Source organism: Ruegeria sp., assembly GCF_028066395.1.
In the GTDB taxonomy this organism is placed as follows: Bacteria; Pseudomonadota; Alphaproteobacteria; order Rhodobacterales; family Rhodobacteraceae; genus Ruegeria.
The window spans coordinates 1-15,468 of the sequence record NZ_JALCBM010000087.1; the positions used below are offsets into that span (position 1 = coordinate 1).

Consider the following 15,468-nt stretch of genomic DNA (forward strand, 5'->3'; position numbering starts at 1 on the left):
ATCGCGGGCCACCACCCGCAGGCGGTAATCATACAGCCCCAGCACATGCTCGACCATCTGGACCTCGGGGATGGCGCTGACGGCGCGTTCGAAATCCTCAAGGCTGACCTGGCCCTTGCGCGCCAGCTTCACGCCAAGGAAGACCGTGACGCCGAACCCCAGCACCTCGGCATTCAGGCGCAACCGCCGTCCGGTGATCACTCCGGCCTGCTCAAGCCGCCGGATGCGCCGCCATGTGGCGGGCTGGCTCAGCCCAAACCTGCGCCCCAGCGCGCCCGCGCTTTGGGTAGCATCCTGAGCCAGCGCGCGCAGGATCTTGCGGTCGGTATCGTCCAGATCAATCATACCGGCAGCACCTCGTCCCGTTTCAGCCGCGCGATATGCATCAGCGCCTCGATATCAGCGATATGCGGCAGGGTCAGGATGCGGTCGCGATAAAGCTGCTGGTAATGGGACATATCCCGCGCCAGCACCGACAGGCGCACATCGACCCGACCCAGAAAGGTCTGGATCTCGATCACCTCGGCCACCTCGCGCGCAGCAGAGGTGAATTCGTCAAAAGCGCGCGGCTGGGTCTTGTCCAGCGTCACCCGCAGGGAAACCTCGACCGCGTAGCCCAGCGCTGCCCAATCAATCACCGCCTCGTGCCCTTCGATGATCCCGGCCGCTTGCATCTTTTCGACCCGCCGCCAGCAGACCCCAGCGCTGATCCCGCAGCGTTCAGCCAGTTCCGCCGCTGACAGGCTGGGATCAGCCTGAAAATGACGCAGAATACGCCGGTCCAGATCATCAAGCATGATTTCTACGCATCTCTCTAGTTTGGCGAATTAATCTTCACCTTTTTTACAAATACTCAATCTCACAACACTCGCCAATACCGAAACGTAGGGGTAAAAGCACTGCAATCGAAACTGAAAGGACCGGCAAAATGCGCGTCTATTACGATCGCGATTGCGATATCAACCTGATCAAAGACAAGAAAGTGGCCATTCTGGGTTATGGCTCGCAAGGTCACGCCCACGCGCTGAACCTGCGCGACTCGGGCGCCAAGAACCTGGTCGTCGCCCTGCGCGAGGGCTCTGCCTCGGCCAAGAAAGCCGAAGCTGAAGGTCTGGAAGTCATGGGCATCGCCGAAGCGGCAGCATGGTGCGACGTCATCATGTTCACCATGCCCGACGAGCTGCAGGCTGAGACCTACAAGAAATACGTCCACGACAACATCAAGCCGGGTGCCGCCATTGCGTTCGCTCACGGCCTGAACGTGCATTTCGGCCTGATCGAGCCGAAAGAAGGCGTCGACGTCATCATGATGGCCCCCAAAGGCCCAGGTCACACCGTGCGCGGCGAATACACCAAAGGCGGCGGCGTGCCCTGCCTGGTGGCCGTTGACAAGGACGCAACCGGCAAAGCGCTGGAAATCGGCTTGTCCTATTGCTCGGCCATCGGTGGCGGTCGTTCGGGCATCATCGAAACCAACTTCCGCGAGGAATGCGAAACCGACCTGTTCGGCGAGCAGGCCGTTCTGTGCGGTGGTCTGGTCGAGCTGATCCGCTGCGGCTTTGAAACTCTGGTCGAGGCCGGTTACGCGCCGGAAATGGCCTATTTCGAATGTCTGCACGAGGTGAAGCTGATCGTCGACCTGATCTATGAAGGCGGCATCGCCAACATGGATTACTCGATCTCGAACACCGCCGAGTATGGCCAGTACGTCACCGGCCCGCGTATCCTGAAATACGACGAGACCAAAGCGCGTATGAAAGAGGTTCTGAACGACATCCAGCAGGGTAAATTCGTTCGCGACTTCATGCTGGAAAACGCCGTTGGCCAGCCGACCATCAAAGCGTCGCGCCGCGCCAATGACGAGCATATGATCGAGGAAACCGGTGCCAAGCTGCGCGGCATGATGCCGTGGATTTCAGCTGGTAAAATGGTCGACAAATCGAAGAACTAAGGCTGATTTCAGTCAGTTCAGGGGCGGTCCAGGTGGCCGCCCTTTTTCATGCGCCCACGGCCTGCGCATAGCATTCGCCCAGCACGTGATCCCACCCGCTGTCATAGCTGCCGCGCTTGGCTGGGGCGTCATCCGCCCAGACCTCCCACCCCGAATGGGTCAGGGTCACCTGCGTTTGTCCCTCCCCGTGGGGTTCGAATGCAATTTCGACCAGCGTCGCGCGATCCGGGTCGGTGCCGGGATGCCAAGAGAAAGCCAGCCGTTGCGCCAGTTCAAAAACCTGCACACGGCCCCAATCGGCGCGGGTGCCGTCGAACATCGTCTCATAGACCGCACCACCCACGAAGGGTTCGATCACCACTGCCAACGCCGGTTTGCCACGCCCGGCGGACACGGCGTGCCCATCCAGAGGCCACCATTTCGCGATCCGGTTGACGAAGACGTCAAAGGCCCGATCTGGTTGCGCGTTCACGACCACGGTCTTGGTGATGGGATCTGTCATGCGTCCTCTCCCCCTTCGTTGATCTCGGCGGCAAAGCGATCCAACACGTCGGTCCAGTACCGGTCCAGCCAGTCGCGCAGCTCTGCCAGACCCTCTGGTCGGGCAGCATAGATGCGGCGCGTGCCCTCGGCCCGGGAAACCACCAACCCCGCATCTGCAAGCACCCGAAGGTGCTGCGACACCGCCGGGCGGCTGATTGGCAGATCGGCGGCCAGTTCCCCCACCGCGCGGGGGCGTTGCGCCACGGCTTCGAACAGGTGGCGGCGGGTCGGGTCGCCCAAGGCGGTGAATGCATCTTGGTAAGCCATACCTTACCGTAAGTAAAAACTTACATAATGTCAAATTCACCCCGTGACAGCGGCGAAATCGCGGGATAAGGGGATGGAATGGTTGAACAACCCACATCAAGGGACTGGGCTGGCGTTCTGACGTTGGGCTTGATCTGGGGCGGCACCTTCATGGTCGTCGCCCTGGCGCTTGAGGGTTATGGCCCGGTGACCGTCGCAACCGCGCGCACCACATTGGGGGCGGTCATGCTGCTGGCCCTGATGCGCCTGACCGGGCGTCGGATGCCTACCCCCTCGGCGCAGCTGTGGCGCGCGATTGTCCTGATCGGAGTGCTGTCCACCGCCCTGCCCTTCATGCTGCTCAGCTGGGGTCAGCAATTCGTGCCCTCGGCCTTTGCCGGGCTGTCAATGTCCGCCATTCCGCTGATGGTCCTGCCGCTGGCGCATTTCTTTTCGGACGAGCCGCTGAACCTGCGGCGGTTCTTCGGGGTCTGTCTGGGGTTTTCTGGGGCATTGGTGCTGATCGGCCCGGGCCTTGCCCAACTGGGCGCGGGGTCGGAGCCGCTGGCACAGCTTGCCTGCGTCGCCGCCGCCTTCTGTTATTCCTGCGCGTCGATCCTGACCCGCCGCTGCCCGCCCATCGACCCGGTGACCCTGTCCGCCCTGACACTGGTTGTGGGCGCGGTGATCCTGCTGCCGATCATGCTGGTGACCGAGGGGGTGCCGGGCTGGCAAGGCACCCGACCCGGCGTGGCCCTGATCGTGCTGGGGCTGTTTCCCACCGCCTTTGCCACGCTGCTGCGCATCTCGGTCATTCGCCGCGCGGGGTCGGTGTTCATGACATTGGTGAATTATCAGGTGCCGATCTGGTCAATGATCTTCGGCGCGTGGGTTTTGTCCGAGGCCCTGCCCCTGCGCTTTTACATCGCGCTGGTGATGATCCTGACCGGGCTGGCAATCAGCCAGTGGTTCAGCCTGCGCAAGATGCTGTTCGGACGCTAACCCGCAGCAGCCTCAACCTCGGCCACGATACCATCAACCACTTGCGCCAGCAGCGCGTCATCCTCGCATTCGGCCATCACGCGGATCAGCGGCTCAGTCCCCGATTTGCGGATCAGCAAACGGCCCTGCCCGTTCAGTTTTGCCTGCGCCTCGGCGATGGCTGCCTTGACGCTGTCCGCCTCCAGCGGCAATTGCCCCGCGCCGTAGCGGACGTTCTTCAGCATCTGCGGCACCGTTTCGAACTGATGCGACAGGTCCGAGGCCTTGCGTCCGGTCAGCACCATCTCGGCCAGGAAATGCAGGCCCGCCATCAGACCGTCGCCGGTGGTGGCATAATCGCTCATCACGATATGGCCGGACTGTTCACCGCCCAGATTGAACCCGCCGTCGCGCATCCGTTCGACCACATAGCGATCCCCAACCGCCGTGCGCTCCAACCGCAAACCTTGCGCGCCCAGATGACGCTCCAGCCCGAGGTTGGACATCACCGTGGCCACCAGCGCCCCGCCCTTGAGCTGCTCGGCCCGCGACCAGGCCGAGGCCAGCAGCGCCATCAACTGATCGCCATCGGCAACACGGCCGGTTTCATCGATCACCACCACACGGTCGGCATCGCCATCCAGACAGATGCCCACATCGGCCCCATGGGCCACAACGGTTTCCGCCGCCACACGCGGCTGGGTCGAGCCGCAGTCGAGGTTGATATTCTTGCCGTTGGGCTCGATGCCGATGGGGATGACCTCTGCCCCCAGTTCCCACAGAACCTCGGGCGCGGTGCGGTGGGCGGCGCCATTGGCGCAGTCGATCACCACTTTCAGCCCATCCAGCCGCAGATCGCGCGGCAGCGAGGATTTCACCCGCTCGCCATAGCGGAACCGGGCGTCGTCCACCCGGCGCGCGCGACCGATATTCTGCGCCTGCGCCGGTTTCACGCCTTCTTCGATCAGCCGCTCAATCTCGGCCTCTGCCTGATCGGACAGTTTATAGCCGTCGGGCCCGAAGAATTTGATCCCGTTATCCTCGGCCGGGTTATGACTGGCCGAAATCATCACGCCCAGATCGGCCCGCATCGACCGGGTCATCAGCCCCACGGCGGGCGTCGGCACCGGCCCCAGCAGCAGCACGTTCATGCCCGTCGACGTCAGCCCCGCCGTCAGCGCGTTTTCCAGCATATAGCCCGACAGGCGCGTGTCCTTGCCGATCACCACCCGATGCGCGCCCGAGGAATCGCGACGGAAATACCGGCCCACTGCCGCACCCATGCGCAAGGCCATCTCAGCCGTCATCGGGTGCGTGTTGGCGGTGCCCCGCACCCCGTCCGTTCCAAACAGTTTGCGCATCAAATGAACTCCATGAACCGAATTACTGCGACCGGATTACCGGACAGCGGCCCACAGGCGCAAGGCCTGAGCGGTTTCGGCCACATCATGCACCCGCAACACCTGCACACCTTGAGACAATCCGGCCAATGCAACCGCAATTGATCCCGGAGCGCGCGCATCCTTGCGCGGTTCCCTGCCGATCTGGCCGATGAATCCCTTGCGCGACACGCCCAGCAGGATCGGACAGCCCAGCCCGTGAAACAGGCTGAGATTGCGCAGCAGGGTCAGGTTATGGTCCTCGGTCTTGCCGAACCCGATGCCGGGATCGACCAGAATCTGATCGCGGCGCAGGCCCATCGCCTCTAGCTGCGCGACCTGTGCGGCAAGGAAATCATACACATCCAGCAGAACATTGTCGTAGTGCGGATCGTCCTGCATGGTGCCCGGATCGCCTTGCATATGCATTACGCAGACCGGCGCGCCTATTTCCGCGCAGAACGGGGCCAGTGCCGGGTCGAAGGTAAAGCCCGAGACGTCATTGATCAGCCCCGCGCCCGCCTGATGCGCCGCTTTGGCGACGCTGGCCCTGCGCGTATCGATCGAGATCAGCGCATCGCATTCCGCCCGGATCGCCTGAATCAGTGGTTGAGTGCGGGCGATTTCCTCGTCCTCGGGAACGAAGGCGGCGCCGGGACGGGTGGATTCTCCGCCAATGTCCAGAATGGTGGCGCCGTGCCCAACCATCTCTGACGCTGCCGCGCGGGCGGTATCGACCGAGTTATGAACCCCGCCATCCGAGAAACTGTCCGGCGTTGCGTTCAGGATGCCCATGATATGCGGGCGATCCATTGGCAGCCCGGTCATCGGCGCGCGTGGTCGGGTTAAGAGGTCAAGATAATCCTTTGGGATATCTTTGGTTTCTGCGATTTCAGCAGGCGCATCTCGGATCAGACGTTCGGCATGAGTAAACCACAATTCCTGCCCGGCCAGCGGCACAGCGCCCTCCGGTTTCAGCGGGCCATGCTGGACCAATGGCCGGTAATAGACCGTCACAATTGCGCCTGTGTCACCGGAACCGCGCGCAGCGGGGTTTTGGGGGTCTCGGGCAGCGCGCCGCCGATCACCAGCATCTCACTGGCCTCGAAGGTCGCGGCAAACCAGGCTGCCAATGCCACCGCATCGGACGGGGCCGCCGAGGGACCATCCACCGCGTCCAGCACAATCTTGGACGGGGCCCAGACGCAGATCTGGTCGTTTTTCATCCCCCAATCCAGCTCGGTTCGGGTGGACACCACCACGCAGCGGTGATCGCGTGCGGCCAGAACCCAGGCGTTCTGCTCGATGGCCAGCAGGTCGATCCGACGCTGGGTCATCGCGTGCCCGGTCTGTGACACCGCCATATCCGCCGCGCCCACGCACAGGATCAAGGGCCGCGTCCGGTTCTGCAGTTGATCGATCCAACCGGTCAGATTGTCCGAGGCGATGGCCTCATTCGACAAGAAAACCAACCGGGGATGGGGGCGCTCTTCTTCGGTGACATCGTGATGCACAGCGTCCTTGCCACGCACAATCTCAACCCCCAAAGCACCCGGTCCACGATCCAGTTTTTCGATGCGAACAAAGGCCCTTACAGCCTGAGGCTCAAGCAAAATACGTTCCGCAACCCGGTCCGCCAGTGTTTCCAGCAGGTTCAGGCGCTCGGCGGACAGCTCATAGGCGATGGCCTCGGTCACGCGGTCATAGGACAGGATGCGATCCACATCATCGTCGATGGGGTCGGTCAGCGGCCGCACCTCGACCACAATGTTGAAGCAGATGCGCTGCGTCGTGCCACGTTCGGCCTGAAAGGCGCCGATCTCGACCTCGACGATATGATCGCGCAGGGAAATGCGGTCAAGCGGCCCCCTTGGCGCGGTCGCCTCGGACCGTTCGGACGGGTGCGCAAAGGCGAGGCGGATTTCTGAACTCATGAGCGTGCCTTTTCGGGCTCTGTGGACGTGCATCCCTGTTTAAGGGGTTCGGCGGCCTATAGCACTCATGCAAACGCCATTCTACCCGCCGAATGCGTCCCTTGGGCATATCGGCAAGGGTAGGCACCCGCGCGAACGCGGGTGCGGGGCCATCAGTTGCTGGCGGTGCGGTAGTTATGGCGGTAGAAGATATGCACACCGATACGCGCGGTTTCCTTGTAAACGCGCGACCAGGACGGTTTGACCGCCTTGGTGTGATAATGGGTAGCGCCGGATGTCATCTCTGCGGATTTGCCGTCAATCGCGGCCCGCGCGACCTTGGACACACGCTCATAGGCGCGTTTTTCGTGGATGACCTCTTTATGCCCGTCACAGGTATAGGTGAACTGACACTGGTATTTCTTGCCCGTCCCCTGATTGATGACGCCACACAGCGTGTCTGGGAACCGGCTGCTGTCGACACGGTTCAGGATCACCTCGGCCACGGCAAACTGGCCACGCACGCTTTCACCGCGGGCCTCGAAATACAGCGCCTCGGCGAGACAGCGGAAATCTTCATCCCCGGTCGCCTTGGGCAGCTGATCCAGCCAGTCCTTGGTATAGGACATTTCCAGTTCAGGCGCCTTGCGGGGCTTGAACAGCTTCAGATAGTCGCGAAAATTCTGGCCCGGCAATTCATTGCGGGCCACAAGTTCATTTTTGGTCACTTCGACGTCCTGCCGTTCGGCATAGGACATACTCGGCAGCACGGCTGTGGCCCCCACGGCAACAGCCATTATGTAGCGTTTCATCAGATAACCTCGCACAGGCACGTAACGCGCCAAACCCTCCCCCGGCGGGCGCGACGAGGCTATTACCCCAGACGAAGCGAAACGTCCAGTTCTGAAAAAATGCAAGTGGAATCTTGCCTGCCAGCGCAAAAACTTTGCGCGGCAAATCCATCCCTAGCCCACTATTCCTAGGGCTTTGGGGGCAAGTCAACCCCCAAGTTTGGACGAAATCGCCAGTTGAGCGGCAGACAGCCGAGCCACCGGAACCCGGAACGGAGAACAGGACACATAGTCGAACCCAAGACCCCGACAGATGGCGATTGATTCGGGGTTGCCGCCATGTTCGCCGCAGACCGACAGGGTGACATCGGGTTGCGCGGCGCGGGCGCGTTCCGATCCCAGCCGTAGCAATTCCCCGACCCCATCGGCGTCCAGCACATGGAACGGGTCTTCGTTGAAGACACCCAGTTGCACATAGGCCGACATGAATCGTCCCGCATCGTCGCGCGACAGGCCATAGGTCATCTGCGTCAGGTCGTTGGTCCCAAAGCTGAGGAAGGCCGTATGCGGCGCGATCTCATCGGCGCGCAGGCAGGCGCGCGGGGTTTCGGCCATCACACCTAGGCGATAGTCGAACTCCTGCCCGCGTTCCGAGGCGACCTCGGCCGCGACCGCATCGATGCGCGCGCGCACCAGCTCCACCTCGCGCTTGGCCGAGACCAGCGGGATCATCACCTCGGGCACCACCGGGGCGCCGTCCTTGCTGGCGTCCAGCGTGGCCTCAAAAATGGCGCGGGCCTGCATGTCGTAGATTTCCGGCACGGTCACACCCAGACGAACACCGCGCAGGCCCAGCATCGGGTTATATTCGCTCATCTCCGCCACCCGGCGTTCCACGTCCGAGACCGGCAGGTCCAGCGCCTCGGCCAGTTCGCGCTGGCCGCTGCGGGTGGTGGGCAGGAATTCGTGCAAGGGCGGGTCGAACAGACGGATACAGACCGGCTGACCTTCCATGATGCGGAACAGCTGCGCGAAATCCTGCTGTTGCATCGGCAACAGGCGTTCCAGCACGGCGGCCCGGCCCGATGATGTCTGGGCAAAGATCATCTCGCGCATCACGGTCAGGCGACCGGGGTCGAAGAACATATGTTCCGTCCGGCACAGGCCGATGCCCTGCGCCTGAAAGTTCCGCGCCGTCTGCGCGTCGGCGGGCGTATCGGCATTGGCGCGAATCTCGATATCGCGCTCGGCATCGGCCCAGCCCATAAGGGTTTGAAAACAATCGTCCAATGCGGCTTCAAGCATCGCCGGCTGCCCCGCCAGAACCTGACCCGAGCTGCCATCGATGGTCAGCACATCCCCCGTCCGGAACGCCCGTCCATCCGGCGCGGTCAGCATCTTCTTCTTGGTCTGAAACCGCATCTCGGACGCGCCAACGATACAGGGCAGACCCAAGCCGCGCCCGATCACGGCGGCATGGCTGGTCATCCCACCCTTTTCCGTCAGCACAGCCACAGCCGCATGCATCCCGCGCACATCCTCGGGCGAGGTTTCGCGGCGCACCAGAATGCAGGGCTCACCCCGCGCGGCGCTGGCCTGTGCCTCGGCAGCGGTGAAGACGATCTTGCCGGTCGCAGCGCCGGGGCTGGCGGCGATCCCGGTGGTCAGAACATCGCGTTCGGCTTCGGGGTGGACCTGCCGGTGCAGCAATTCGTTCAGCGAATGCGGGTCGATGCGCATCACCGCCTCTTGCGGTGGGATGATCCCGTCCTCGGCCAACCGCACCGCGATCCGCATCGCCGCGCGTGAGCCGCGCGGGACCCGCACACCGTCCAGAATGTGGACATGGCCGTTTTCGATCACGAATTCGACCTGCATTTCCTCGCGCAGTTTCACGCGCATCAGCGCGGCATGGGCCTTGAGATCGGCAAACGCCTCGGGTGCCACATCCTCAAGCGACTGCCCACGGTCGTCCTTTTCCAGATAAAGCGCCGAGACGCCCTCACCCAACGCATCGCGGCCCTGGCTCTGGCTCAGATAGCGCCCGGTGATCTGCGGCATGCCGGTGGCGGTATCCACCAGTTGCAACACGCCCGAGCCGCATTCGCCCTGCCCCACGCCCGGGATCATCTCTTGCACCACGAGACCCAGACCCGCATCCGCAGGCGCGCCCTTGGCCTGCCGCAACAGCCGGGCCGAGGTTCCGTCCCACGCCCGCGCCATGGATCGCAGCACGGCGCCCAGTTGCTCGCCCCGGTCCTGCGGAAAGGCTTCGTCGGTTTCATCCTCATAGGCGCGCAAGGACAGGCTCAGCCCCTCGCGGCCATCCGCCTCGATTTCGTCGAAGACGTCCGGGTCCAGACGGGCGACATGGGTGGCATAGCTTTGGACGAACCGCAGATACAGCGCGGCGGCGGCGTCGCGGCCCATCTCGGCGGACAGGTCCAGATAGCGCGCGTCGTTCATGCCGATATTCAGAACCGCCCCCGGCCCGCCCCAATCCGGGTCCTCGGAACTGGGTCGCACGCACAGCAGAGCGGACGGATCGAACTGTTCCAGAATCGCCGCGATATCAGGCAGTTGGCCGGTCGCGATCCCCTTGACCGCGTCGAAGGACAGCGCCACGGTGCGTGGCACCGGCATGTCCAGACGGACCAGACGTTGCAGACATTTCGCCCGCCCGCCATGGGTATTGGCGGCCACGGGCGCTTTGGGCGTGATAAGCGTGGTATGCGGATTATTCTGCACTGCAGCACCTTTTGGTTTCACCTGCAGCATAAGCCCTTGCACCAATGGCGCAAGGGCGTTCTGGATCAGCCTTCGATCTTGCTGAGGTCCGCAACGCTGGAGCATACCTGCCGGATCTGGCTGAGCAGGTTCAGACGGTTGCGGCGCAGGATGTCATTGTCGGTATTGACCTGCACATCCTCAAAGAACGCATCCACCGGGCCGCGCAAGCTGGCCATGGCGGACATGGCGGCGGGGAAATCCTCGGCCTTCAGCGCAGGGTCAATCTTTGCTTGCGCCGCACCCAGCGCCGCAAACAGCGCCTTTTCGCTGTCGGTTTCGGCGAATTTCACATCCGCGCCATAGGAGTATTCGACCCCGTCCTTTTCCTCGGCCTGCGTCAGGATATTGTTGGCACGCTTGAACCCCTGCACGAGGTTCTCTCCATCCTCGGTCGCGATCACCGCGTTCAACGCGCGGGCGCGTTTGACCAGCAGGTTGAGGTCATCATTCCCCTCCATCGCGATACAGGCGTCGATGATGTCGTGGCGGATGCCCTCGTCACGCAGAAAGACCTTGAGGCGGTCGTGGAAGAAGGAGAGCAGGTCCGCAGGCACAGCGGCTACGATGGCATTGGCGGCCTCAACCTGATGCGCCAGATCATGCACGCGTTTGGCGGCGGCGTCCTCGGCATCTCCGCTGGCTTGTTTTTGTTCAGCCTTGGCGCCCAGCAGCGCCGCCTGCCATTCGGGCAGTTTCAGCAGAACCTTTAGCGCGGTCGCGAACACATCGCCCAGCGACATACGCAGGTCGTTTTCCAGAACCAGACGGGTCACCCCCAGCGCCGCCCGGCGCAGGGCAAACGGGTCTTTTGATCCGGTCGGCTTTTCATCAATCGCCCAAAACCCGGTCAACGTATCCAGCTTATCCGCCAGCGCCACGGTCACCGACAGCGATGCAGTCGGCACGTCGTCCGAGGGACCAAGCGGCGAGTAATGTTCCTGTGCCACAGCGGCCACAGCGGCATCCTCGCCTGCGGCTTCGATGTAATACCGACCCATAAGCCCCTGAAGTTCGGGGAATTCATAGACCATCTCGGAACTCAGATCGGCCTTTGCCAGACGCGCGGCTTTTTCGGCCTGATCGGCATCCGCTCTGGTCATCGGGGCCAGTTCGCGGGACAGTGCGGCAATACGATTGATCCGTTCCGACTGCGCACCCAGCTGGTTGTGGAAGGTCACATTCTCCAACGCGCGGGTCCATTGGGTGATATCCGACTTGGCGATGCGCAGGTCGTTTTCCCAAAAGAATTTCGCATCGGCCAGACGGGCCGACAGCACCTTCTGGTTCCCCGCCAGAATGGTCGCGCCATTATCCGCCGTCTCACGGTTGGCAACGGTGACAAAGCGTTCGATCCGGCCCGTCTTTGGGTTTTTCACCGAAAAGAACTTCTGATGCTCTTTCATCGAGGTCTGCAGCACCTCGGGCGGCAGGTCGAGGAATTCATCGTCGATCTGCCCCATCAGCACCACGGGCCATTCGACCAGCCCGGCAACCTCGGCCAGCAGGCCCTTGTCTTCAACCAGTTCCAAACCGGCGGCAAAGGCCATGTTCTGGGCATCGTTCCAGATATGCTCGGCGCGTTCCTCGGGCGACAGCACCACAAAGGCGCGTTTCAGCTTGGCGGCGTAATCCTCGAAAGAGGTGACAGAAAACCGGTTCGGGGCCATGAAGCGGTGGCCCTCGGTCGTGTCGCCGGAGGTGATCCCTTCGACCTCAAGCGGCACCACCTGCGCGCCCGCCTCGTCGGTCAGGATGCAGAGGATCGAATGCAGCGGACGCACCCAGCGCAACGGGCCGCTACCCCAACGCATGGATTTGGGCCATGGGAAGTTGCGGATGGTGGCCTCAAGCACCTCGGCCACGATCTCCGCCGCAGGACGGCCCGGTTTTTCGATGGTGGCAAAATAGACCGCGCCCTTGGGGGTGTCGCGTTCCTCCAACTGGTCGCGGGTCAGGCCCGCGCCGCGCAGGAAGCCCTCGATCGCCTTGTCCGGTGCGCCGACTTTCGGGCCTTTGCGTTCCTCGCGGATGGTGGGGCTTTCCGCCAGTAGCCCCTCGACCGCCAGCGTCAGGCGGCGCGGCGTGGTCAGGGTGGCGGAATGGGAATAGGTCAGACCGGCCTCGACCAGACCATCGGTGATCCGCTTTTTCAGGTCCTCACCGGCGCGGGTCTGCATGCGCGCGGGGATCTCCTCGGAAAACAGTTCGATCAGCAGGTCGGGCATTGTTGGTCCTTAGAAATTGACGATCGTCTGGATGACGATGGCATTGGCGATGTCCACAAAGAATGCGGATACAAGGGGGAGCACGATAAAGGCAATAGGCGACGGGCCATATCGCTTGGTCACGGCGGTCATATTGGCGATAGCGGTGGGGGTTGCGCCCAAGGCGAAGCCGCCGAACCCGGCAGCCAGCACGGCGGCGCGGTAGTTGCCGCCCATCACCGGGAACAGCACCCACAGCACGAAGGCCACGGCAAACAGGGTCTGGGCGGTCATGATCACGACAATCGCAAGGCCAAGTTCGGCGATGGTCCACAGCTGCAAGCTCATCAGCGACATGGCCAGAAACGCGCCCAGCGCGAATTCCGAGATCAGCGCCAGCGATGGGGTGCGCGCGACTGGCGGCGCGTTGGGCGCAAGCGCGGCGCGCAGGTTGGCGATTACGATGCCCATGATCAGGCAGGGCACGAACAGCGGCAGTTTCAACCCCGCCGCGCTGATCACCTCGCCCAGCATATAACCCGTGATGATGGCGAGGTTCAGATACAGCAAAACCCGCATGATGGTCAGATGGTCGATCTTGTTGGTGTCGCTGTTGGTCGCCTCGGGCAGGCCGACGCTGTGTTCCTCATCCGGGCGGTCGGGGCTGAGCTTGCGACCCTCGACCAGAAACCGCGCGATGGGGCCGCCTACGAGAGCCGCCAGCACCAGACCCAGCGTTGCCACAGCCACGCCCAGTTCGGTCGCGCCAGCCAGTCCGGTGGCCAGCGCCACCTCGGGGGCCCAGGCGATGGCGGTGCCGTGCCCGCCGATCAGCGAGGCCGAGCCGAACAGCACCCCCGCCTGCGCCGGATAGCCGAACAGGGAGGCTCCGAATGCGCCGATCACGTTCTGGAGCAGGATGGTCGCCAATGTCAGGATCAGCAGCAAAAGCAGCGGTTTACCGCCCGCGATCAGGTCCGCCAGCCGTGCGTTCAGGCCGATCCCGGCGAAGAACAGCACCAGCAGGAAATCCCGCGCGGTCAGGCCGAAGGACAGCTCAACCCCGAAGATCAGATAGAGCAGCAGGACCACCAGCGAGGCCAGCAGCCCCCCGGTCACGGGCTCGGGGATGTTGAAATTGCGCAGGGTTGCGACGCGGACGTTGATCTCGGCCCCCAACAGGTAGACCGCAAAGCCCAGCGTGGCAGTCAGGAAATCCGGGATTTCGACGACATAGCCCACCGCGCGCGCCTTAGTTCTGCGGTCTGGGTGGGCATTCCTCACCCACAACCGTCCCGTCATAGGCCTTTTCGCCGCAATTGTTCAGCGCATGCCAGACATAGCCCTTGCCGTCATTGGTTATGGCCACGATGCGGTCGACCCCATAATGAACGTTCTTTTCCCCGATGAACGCCTGCGCCTGCCCCGATTTCAGCGCCTCGGCCAGCGCGACGGCGTCATAGCAGTCAAACCACCCTGGCGCGGTCAGCGGTTCGGGGTTCTCGACCGGGACATAGCCCGCCATCTGATCCGGCGTCAAAGTGGTCTCAAAACAGGCGCGATACCGGATCGGAGAGCTGTCGGCATCAATGGCCTGAAACGCGGTATATGCTATCGGCGCGGGGGCCTCGGCACCCTCGGCCAGAAGGGCCACGTCCTGCCCGGGCTGCGGTTCGACCTCATAGTAGAAGCCATAGACCTGCAGGTAATACATGCCCACGCCTGCAGCGACGGCGGAAACGACGAGTATGATCGACAGTAATTTACCCATTAGAATCCGCCTCGCTCATATCAGAATTTGAGGTTTCAAGTTCTTCTTCGGCCTGAATTCTTCTCTCATAAGGTCGCATGAGAAAACGGCCTTCAGACACTTCTCGTTTGGATTTATAGGAAGTAAACACCTTTGTTTCGTCTTCTGTAACAGCGACAGAAGTCAGGATTTTGCTTTCCGCTTTGCAATCTTTCAACATTTCCAAGAACCACGGAATATGTGAGGTTGGCAGCGAGAGTGAATACTCGAACCCATCTTCACCAAGAGGCGTCAGACAGAAATGCCCGCCGTTTGATCTAAATCGCAACTCGCTTTGGCGGTTTCTTACATCATCAGAAAAGAACACTTCCAGAAAAGCCGTCCCATCCGCCTTCATGGGCTCTTGAGTGTGGTCCCAAACATCCTGACCAATGTCATAAACAAAGCTGCCGTAACCGTTGAGCTGCGCAGTAAGTGGCCTCCAATTGCCCGTATTCCAATTCACGCTGCTTTCGAACTTCTTCTCAAACCTGTGGAACTGCATAAACAGCTTGGTCAAGCCACATGCCCTCCGGCCTCGGTCTGTACGAAGGCATCGGCGCATTGCTTGGCCAGTGCGCGCACACGGCCGATATAGGCCTGCCGTTCGGTGACCGAGATCACGCCGCGCGCGTCCAGCAAGTTGAAGATATGCGACGCCTTGATGCACTGATCATAGGCGGGATGCGCCATGATGATGCGCTTGCCGGTTTTCGGATCGTCATGGTCCTGCGCCAGAATGGCGGCGCATTCGGTCTCGGCCTCTTCAAAATGACGCAGCAGGACCTCGGTGTTGGCCACGTCGAAATTCCAGCGGGCGTATTCCTCTTCGGTCTGTTTGAAGACATCGCCATAGGTCAGCGGGCTGGGGGACTGCGGGT

16 protein-coding genes are annotated in these 15,468 nt (G+C 62.3%); 2 read left to right on the top strand and 14 right to left on the bottom strand.

Annotated elements, in window-relative coordinates:
- On the bottom strand, positions 1-345 hold a 345-nt coding region (locus tag MPJ51_RS19560), incomplete at its 3' end, for an Lrp/AsnC family transcriptional regulator (RefSeq protein WP_298390365.1).
- Positions 342-797: an Lrp/AsnC family transcriptional regulator gene (locus tag MPJ51_RS19565; RefSeq protein WP_298390367.1), complete on the bottom strand. Its 456-nt coding sequence runs from the start codon at positions 795-797 to the stop codon at positions 342-344. The genes MPJ51_RS19565 and MPJ51_RS19560, both read right to left, overlap by 4 nt.
- Positions 798-928: 131 nt before the next feature.
- Between MPJ51_RS19565 and ilvC the strand changes: the two genes are divergently transcribed.
- Positions 929-1,951 (top strand): ketol-acid reductoisomerase, encoded by a 1,023-nt coding sequence (gene ilvC, locus MPJ51_RS19570; RefSeq protein WP_298390369.1) that lies wholly within the window; start codon positions 929-931, stop codon positions 1,949-1,951.
- Positions 1,952-1,997: 46 nt separating this feature from the next.
- Here ilvC and MPJ51_RS19575 read toward each other — a convergent pair whose 3' ends face one another.
- A complete protein-coding gene (locus tag MPJ51_RS19575) occupies positions 1,998-2,453 on the bottom strand; it encodes an SRPBCC domain-containing protein (RefSeq protein WP_298390371.1) in 456 nt (151 codons plus the stop codon).
- The gene (locus MPJ51_RS19580) at positions 2,450-2,761 is read right to left on the bottom strand and encodes a metalloregulator ArsR/SmtB family transcription factor (RefSeq protein WP_298390373.1); all 312 of its coding nucleotides are present in this window, start codon (positions 2,759-2,761) and stop codon (positions 2,450-2,452) included. The genes MPJ51_RS19575 and MPJ51_RS19580 overlap by 4 nt, the downstream gene beginning before the upstream one ends.
- 78 nt (positions 2,762-2,839) lie before the next feature.
- Between MPJ51_RS19580 and MPJ51_RS19585 the strand changes: the two genes are divergently transcribed.
- Positions 2,840-3,742, top strand: coding sequence for a DMT family transporter (locus tag MPJ51_RS19585; RefSeq protein WP_298390375.1), 903 nt, complete (start codon positions 2,840-2,842; stop codon positions 3,740-3,742).
- Here the strand turns inward: MPJ51_RS19585 and glmM are convergent.
- The 10 genes from glmM to MPJ51_RS19635 form a co-directional block, all read right to left on the bottom strand.
- Positions 3,739-5,082: a phosphoglucosamine mutase gene (gene glmM / locus MPJ51_RS19590; RefSeq protein WP_298390377.1), complete on the bottom strand. Its 1,344-nt coding sequence runs from the start codon at positions 5,080-5,082 to the stop codon at positions 3,739-3,741. The two genes, MPJ51_RS19585 and glmM, sit on opposite strands and share 4 nt — an antisense overlap.
- A 36-nt stretch (positions 5,083-5,118) precedes the next feature.
- Positions 5,119-6,117, bottom strand: coding sequence for a dihydropteroate synthase (gene folP / locus MPJ51_RS19595; RefSeq protein ID WP_298390379.1), 999 nt, complete (start codon positions 6,115-6,117; stop codon positions 5,119-5,121).
- Positions 6,114-7,034, bottom strand: coding sequence for a dihydroneopterin aldolase (locus MPJ51_RS19600; RefSeq protein WP_298390381.1), 921 nt, complete (start codon positions 7,032-7,034; stop codon positions 6,114-6,116). The genes folP and MPJ51_RS19600 overlap by 4 nt, the downstream gene beginning before the upstream one ends.
- Positions 7,035-7,186: 152 nt before the next feature.
- A complete protein-coding gene (locus tag MPJ51_RS19605) occupies positions 7,187-7,825 on the bottom strand; it encodes a cell wall hydrolase (RefSeq protein WP_298390383.1) in 639 nt (212 codons plus the stop codon).
- A gap of 186 nt (positions 7,826-8,011) precedes the next feature.
- Positions 8,012-10,582: a putative PEP-binding protein gene (locus MPJ51_RS19610; RefSeq protein WP_298390385.1), complete on the bottom strand. Its 2,571-nt coding sequence runs from the start codon at positions 10,580-10,582 to the stop codon at positions 8,012-8,014.
- Between the two features lie 35 nt (positions 10,583-10,617).
- Positions 10,618-12,819 carry a glycine--tRNA ligase subunit beta gene (gene glyS / locus MPJ51_RS19615; RefSeq protein ID WP_298390387.1) on the bottom strand — a complete coding sequence of 734 codons (2,202 nt, stop codon included), beginning with the start codon at positions 12,817-12,819 and terminating at the stop codon, positions 10,618-10,620.
- 9 nt (positions 12,820-12,828) lie between these two features.
- Positions 12,829-14,040 carry a sodium/glutamate symporter gene (gltS, locus tag MPJ51_RS19620; protein WP_298390390.1) on the bottom strand — a complete coding sequence of 404 codons (1,212 nt, stop codon included), beginning with the start codon at positions 14,038-14,040 and terminating at the stop codon, positions 12,829-12,831.
- A gap of 10 nt (positions 14,041-14,050) precedes the next feature.
- Entirely contained in the window at positions 14,051-14,569 is a 519-nt protein-coding gene (locus MPJ51_RS19625) for a DUF6446 family protein (protein ID WP_298390392.1), read from the bottom strand.
- Positions 14,562-15,107 (bottom strand): hypothetical protein, encoded by a 546-nt coding sequence (locus tag MPJ51_RS19630; protein WP_298390394.1) that lies wholly within the window; start codon positions 15,105-15,107, stop codon positions 14,562-14,564. The genes MPJ51_RS19625 and MPJ51_RS19630 overlap by 8 nt, the downstream gene beginning before the upstream one ends.
- Positions 15,104-15,468, bottom strand: a 365-nt coding sequence (locus MPJ51_RS19635) for a glycine--tRNA ligase subunit alpha (RefSeq protein WP_298390395.1), incomplete at its 5' end; no start/stop codon positions are given. The genes MPJ51_RS19630 and MPJ51_RS19635, both read right to left, overlap by 4 nt.

What these genes read in the sequence shown, in the direction of transcription:
- MPJ51_RS19605 (WP_298390383.1), bottom strand. Translation starts at nt 7,825, where the DNA reads ATGAAACGCTACATAATGGCTGTTGCCGTGGGGGCCACAGCCGTGCTG.
- MPJ51_RS19575 (WP_298390371.1), bottom strand. Translation starts at nt 2,453, where the DNA reads ATGACAGATCCCATCACCAAGACCGTGGTCGTGAACGCGCAACCAGAT.
- glyS (WP_298390387.1), bottom strand. Translation starts at nt 12,819, where the DNA reads ATGCCCGACCTGCTGATCGAACTGTTTTCCGAGGAGATCCCCGCGCGC.
- MPJ51_RS19585 (WP_298390375.1), top strand. Translation starts at nt 2,840, where the DNA reads ATGGTTGAACAACCCACATCAAGGGACTGGGCTGGCGTTCTGACGTTG.
- MPJ51_RS19625 (WP_298390392.1), bottom strand. Translation starts at nt 14,569, where the DNA reads ATGGGTAAATTACTGTCGATCATACTCGTCGTTTCCGCCGTCGCTGCA.
- glmM (WP_298390377.1), bottom strand. Translation starts at nt 5,082, where the DNA reads ATGCGCAAACTGTTTGGAACGGACGGGGTGCGGGGCACCGCCAACACG.
- MPJ51_RS19610 (WP_298390385.1), bottom strand. Translation starts at nt 10,582, where the DNA reads ATGCTGCAGGTGAAACCAAAAGGTGCTGCAGTGCAGAATAATCCGCAT.
- MPJ51_RS19580 (WP_298390373.1), bottom strand. Translation starts at nt 2,761, where the DNA reads ATGGCTTACCAAGATGCATTCACCGCCTTGGGCGACCCGACCCGCCGC.
- MPJ51_RS19600 (WP_298390381.1), bottom strand. Translation starts at nt 7,034, where the DNA reads ATGAGTTCAGAAATCCGCCTCGCCTTTGCGCACCCGTCCGAACGGTCC.
- MPJ51_RS19565 (WP_298390367.1), bottom strand. Translation starts at nt 797, where the DNA reads ATGCTTGATGATCTGGACCGGCGTATTCTGCGTCATTTTCAGGCTGAT.
- ilvC (WP_298390369.1), top strand. Translation starts at nt 929, where the DNA reads ATGCGCGTCTATTACGATCGCGATTGCGATATCAACCTGATCAAAGAC.